Origin of the sequence: Enterobacter sp. PP-008-ECC_S150, assembly GCF_045257065.1 — a bacterium.
Lineage (GTDB): Bacteria > Pseudomonadota > Gammaproteobacteria > Enterobacterales > Enterobacteriaceae > Enterobacter > Enterobacter chengduensis.
The window spans coordinates 1-5,159 of sequence record NZ_JBJHHG010000048.1 but is presented as its reverse complement, the minus strand read 5'-3'; the positions used below and the strand labels follow the sequence as shown (position 1 = coordinate 5,159).

The 5,159-nt window shown below is 49.2% G+C and carries 2 protein-coding genes and 3 pseudogenes; 4 read left to right on the top strand and 1 reads right to left on the bottom strand.

The features are described 5' to 3' along the window. Positions 1 to 107 (top strand): annotated as a pseudogene (locus ACJBF3_RS25735) (IS6 family transposase); the annotation flags it as partial. Positions 108 to 161: 54 nt separating this feature from the next. After that, a pseudogene (locus ACJBF3_RS25730) lies at positions 162 to 3,055 on the top strand (Tn3 family transposase); the annotation flags it as partial. Between the two features lie 36 nt (positions 3,056 to 3,091). Here ACJBF3_RS25730 and ACJBF3_RS25725 read toward each other — a convergent pair. Further along, positions 3,092 to 3,262: pseudogene (locus ACJBF3_RS25725) on the bottom strand (transposase); the annotation flags it as partial. 754 nt (positions 3,263 to 4,016) lie between these two features. Between ACJBF3_RS25725 and ACJBF3_RS25720 the strand changes: the two are divergent. Both ACJBF3_RS25720 and ACJBF3_RS25715 read left to right on the top strand, forming a co-directional pair. Continuing rightward, positions 4,017 to 4,397 carry a hypothetical protein gene (locus ACJBF3_RS25720; RefSeq protein ID WP_001371925.1) on the top strand — a complete coding sequence of 127 codons (381 nt, stop codon included), beginning with the start codon at positions 4,017 to 4,019 and terminating at the stop codon, positions 4,395 to 4,397. Positions 4,398 to 4,454: 57 nt separating this feature from the next. After that, positions 4,455 to 5,078 (top strand): hypothetical protein, encoded by a 624-nt coding sequence (locus ACJBF3_RS25715; protein WP_000490639.1) that lies wholly within the window; start codon positions 4,455 to 4,457, stop codon positions 5,076 to 5,078. Positions 5,079 to 5,159 lie beyond the last annotated feature (81 nt).

The window sequence follows — 5,159 nt, the reverse complement described above, 5'->3', positions numbered from 1 at the left end:
AAGGTATTGAGGTGATGCGTGCACTACGCAAAGGCCAGGCCTCAGCATTTTATTATGGTGATCCCCTGGGCGAAATGCGCCTGGTAAGCAGAGTTTTTGAAATGTAAGGCCTTTGAATAAGACAAAAGGCTGCCTCATCGCTAACTTTGCAACAGTGCCCTTTCATCAACCTGCGTAGGGGCAGGCATAACCGGTTGGGAATTGCCCTTCAACTCACAACTGCCCGCTTTCTGGGAACCTTCTTGTCCGATCTCATGCAAATACCGCCCGGTGTCCAGTTTTATGTCGCAAGGCAACTTAACATCCGCTATCCAGAGATCATTTCCCGCTATGCTCAAAGGGAAAACACACGTTGGGAGCACCACGGGCTTATCAGGCAGCACTATAGCTATCATGATTTCGGTGATTTCCCGTGGTCGTTCAGACTGAAGCGATTGCTGTATACCCGTGCATGGCTCAGTAATGAACGCCCCGGACTGATGTTCGATTTTGCCACCGCGTGGTTGCTTCAAAATAAAGTGTTGTTGCCAGCCGCATCCACCCTGACGAGAGTCATTGGTGAAATCCGTGAGCGTGCGACCCGCCGCTTGTGGCGAAAATTGGCCGCGCTGCCAAACCGTTGGCAGACCGCACAACTGGCTGGGTTACTTGAAATCCCCGAAGGACAGCGACTCTCAGTGATGGAGCACCTAAAAAGAGGCCCTGTCACTATCAGCGGCCCCGCGTTCACTGAAGCACTTGAACGTTACACTCGCCTGCGCAGCCTGGAGTTTTCCTGTCTGAATTTCACTGGGCTGCCCGCCATACAGCTCCGCAATCTGGCACGCTATGCCGGAATGGCATCGGTGAAATATATCAGCAGAATGCCAGAAGAACGGCGGCTGGCGATCCTTACCGCATTCGTGAAAGCGCAAGAAATCTCGGCGCTGGACGAGGCCGTTGACGTGCTGGATATGCTGATCCTCAATATTACCCGGGAGGCGAAGAAAACCGGGCAGAAAAAGCGACTTAGGACGCTCAAGGATCTTGACCGCGCGGCGTTGCTGCTGGCGCGGGCATGCGCACTTTTACTTGATGAAGATACCGCCGATGATTTGCTGCGAAAGACCATATTCAGCAGTGTGTCTGTCGCCAGACTGGCAGAGTCCGTGGAAAAAGTGAATGAACTGGCCCGCCCCCAGGATACAAACTTTCAGGATGAAATGGTGGAGCAATACGGACGGGTAAGGCGTTTTTTGCCCGCACTACTGCGCGATCTGCACTTCCGTGCGGCCCCAGACGGTGAACATACCTTGGCTGCCATCCATTACCTGGCAGAGCTAAACGGCTCGAAAAAACGGATCCTGGACGATGCACCTGAACATATCATTTCAGGCCCTTGGAAACGCCTGGTGTACGATGCTGACGGTCGGATACAGCGAGCAGGTTACTCGTTGTGTCTGCTGGAGCGACTTCAGGATGCGCTACGCCGTCGTGACATCTGGTTGGAAAACAGCGATCGTTGGGGTGATCCGCGCCAAAAACTTCTTCAGGGGGAGGAATGGCAGGCGCAGCGGGTTCCAGTCTGCCGGGCATTGGGTCACCCCACTAATGGCAGTAAAGCATCGGAGCAATTGGCCGCTCAGTTAGATGAAACCTGGAAAACGGTGGCATCACGTTTTGATCGCAATACCGCCGTGGACATCTGCAATGAAGGTAAACATCCTTCGCTGACCATCAGCAGCCTGGATAAATTGGATGAACCACCGGCGCTGATACAACTGAGCAGCCGAGTCAGACAATTGCTTCCACCCGTTGACCTGACAGAACTGTTGCTCGAGATTGACGCCAGAACTGGCTTCACCCGTGAATTCAGCCATGTCAGCGAGTCAGGTGCCCGTGCGCAGGATCTGCATATAAGCCTGTGTGCGGTGATGCTGGCTGAGGCCTGCAATATCGGACATGAGCCGCTGATCAAGCACAATATCCCTGCACTGACTCGCCATCGTCTGAGCTGGGTGAAACAGAACTACATCCGAGCAGAAACGCTGGTTAGCGCCAATGCGCGGCTGGTTGATTTTCAGTCCTCGTTAGCGTTGGCAGGATACTGGGGGGCGGGGAGGTAGCCTCCGCTGATGGTATGCGTTTTGTCACGCCAGTGAAAACGGTGAATTCTGGCCCCAACAGAAAATACTTTGGTTCAGGGCGCGGCATCACCTGGTACAACTTTGTCTCTGACCAATATTCGGGTTTTCATGGCATAGTGATTCCTGGAACACTGCGGGATTCCATCTTTGTGCTGGAAGGGCTACTTGAGCAACAAACGGGACTAAACCCGGTTGAAATCATGACGGACACAGCAGGTACCAGTGACATTATCTTTGGCCTGTTCTGGCTACTGGGATACCAATTTTCACCTCGTCTGGCGGATGCGGGTGAGGCTGTGTTCTGGCGGGCCGACAAAGCAGCGAATTACGGGGCGTTGGACAAACTGGCGCGGGGTTGTGTTGACCTTTCTAAAATCGAAAGCCACTGGGATGAGATGATGCGGGTTGCCGGTTCGCTGAAGCTGGGCACTATTCATGCGTCAGAACTCATTCGATCGCTATTGAGAAGTACCCGACCGTCAGGGCTTGCTCAGGCAATAATGGAGGTCGGAAGAGTTAACAAGACACTGTATCTTCTCAACTATATTGATGATGAGGACTATCGTCGCCGGATCCTAACACAGTTGAACCGGGGTGAAGGCCGCCATGCCGTTGCAAGAGCCATCTGCTACGGTCAGCGTGGCGAGATCAGAAAACGTTACCGCGAGGGGCAGGAAGATCAGTTGGGTGCGCTGGGTCTGGTGACAAACGCAGTGGTGCTGTGGAATACGCTTTATATGCAGGAAGCCTTGTCGCACCTGCGCAGCATCGGGGAAGGGCCAGAGGATGAACATATCGCGCGGCTTTCGCCTCTGATGCACGGTCATATCAACATGCTGGGACATTATACGTTCACACTACCGGAGGATATTATGAAGGGGGAATTGAGGCCGTTAAATCTCAATTTAAACAATGAATTATCTCCTTAGCGTGGTTTTTTACATCATTGGCCCTCAAACCCCATGATGATGGTTTCGAAACGTCTTAAGGCCAAAGACTATCGAACGGTTTCCACGGGATTTAACGTCCTGAGCTCTAAGCCAGGGCTGATAACTTTGGCCATAGCCCACTCCTATGCCGTCACCTAGCGCATTTTCATAATCCAAATAGGATTTGAGACGCCTACCCCTACCCATGATCGTACCCAAAAAACGACATTGATACGTACCTATATGTGCATTTTATAGTCTCCAACCCTATAACCACACATTCAGTAAGCATACAACATTAGCGTCGTTTTTTGAGAATGGTTACAACTTTAGTGCTTTGTGTACAACTTTATTGTCTTCGGACAGTAGGACCCTCTAAAACCAATAGAATTTACGTAGAAACGCGTTTAGTAAAGGCTTTACTAATTACTAATGACTAACATATTAGCACTTTCAGATCTGTCAGCAATAACCCCGGGCGGCGAAATAATGAGAAGAGTTCTTCCGGAGAGCCTTTTCTTTCTATCTGATTGATTTTTAACACTTTTAAATGTCAGCTTTATGTAAACCTGTGGGATTTACTCCTAATTAAATCCCATAGTATGAAAATTAGGCATTTGCAAACCTTAATGACGTGACGTTGTCACGTAAATCAATGGAATTTAGTCTCTAGTAAAGAGTTAACTAGTGACTAACTGCCTGATCGGTGTGCTTGAACGGTGCACTTCAGGCCGGATATAAAAATTGATGAGAGATATACAGAAAATGATGGACCGGCTTAATAAGCCAGCCTTTCTTGGGATGATTGATGATGTTGAACACGCTATAAAGCGAAAATGCCCCTTTTTAACCTATAGGTTGGGCACTATGAGTAAGATACAATCAAATCGCCAGTCAGATGGCTAATTTCATTTTGACCAAAGCGGGCTATTTCAAGCGTTATCGCTGAGACGAGGCTTCAATGACAAGTACACTTGACCCATCACACAAGCAAATTGAAATGTGGCGCAGAGCTACCGGTTCCGAAGGTGGACTCAACGAATACCGCAACTGGGTTCTGGAAAATAGTATGAGATTTACAGCATACGGTATCCATACCGTTATCGTCGAAGGTGAGGCGAAGCATATAACAGCGCTTGATGATGTTACCCTCTGTAACGAGTGGGCGAAGCTTAAAAGAGAAAACAATAGGCTTTACGCAGCAAATGAAAAAATTTGCTCTGGCTGGCGTGGTTTTGTGTTGCGTTTGTTAGGAATAACACTGTCATGCAGAAAACCGGTCATCTTACTGGGGGCAGACGCGAAGAATCAAAATGATGCCGTGAAAGGGGCTGATTTGTAATTTTCAGGCGAGCCCACCGTTCTTAGAAAGCTGTTCTATGGGTATGTAAGGAAGATAATGTTCTCTGAACGCTCAGTACACTTAATCACTTCCTGTACAAAGGGCAAGAATCATCAGGGCCACGTCTGGCCGACATTGGACATAGATCCAAAACAAACCCCGGACGACGCAGCATATGCCTGGAGTAACATTGTAGACGACGCCAGAAGTAATCAGGCGGTACCGGCATTGTCCTTGTATTCAGGTAATCACTGGTCTACGGCAAAGGAAATTTTAAACTCAACCAGAAATCTGGAGTTGTGGATAATCTCTGCCGGGATGGGGTTTTTAAATAGTCGAGATCGGGTGCCCTCTTACGAGGCGACATTTCATCAAGTACCATTCAGGCATGATCTCTGGTGGAAAGCCATCACAAAATCACTAGGAAAGCATAACCGTTGCGCAACTATAAGCCAGTTAATGCAGTCCAGTCCGAATGATGAATATTTGATTGCGGCTTCGCCTGTTTATATTGCTGCTGTCCAGAATGACATCCTGAAGGGCATTGAGAGTTTGACTCATCCTCTTACGCAACTAACGATCGTGACATCAGGGGCATATGCTGGCCCACTTGAAGAATACTTAATTAAGAGTTCTTCTAGGATGATGAAAGAGCTAGGGAAGGTGCGAACAAGTTCCTGATATGAGATCATCATATTCATCCGGAGCGCATCCCAGAGGGACATCATGAGCCATCAACTCACCTTCGCCGATAGTGAATTC

Bases quoted from the DNA above. Each gene is read 5' to 3' on its own strand.
- ACJBF3_RS25720 (WP_001371925.1), top strand. From the start codon at position 4,017: ATGACAAGTACACTTGACCCATCACACAAGCAAATTGAAATGTGGCGC.
- ACJBF3_RS25715 (WP_000490639.1), top strand. From the start codon at position 4,455: ATGTTCTCTGAACGCTCAGTACACTTAATCACTTCCTGTACAAAGGGC.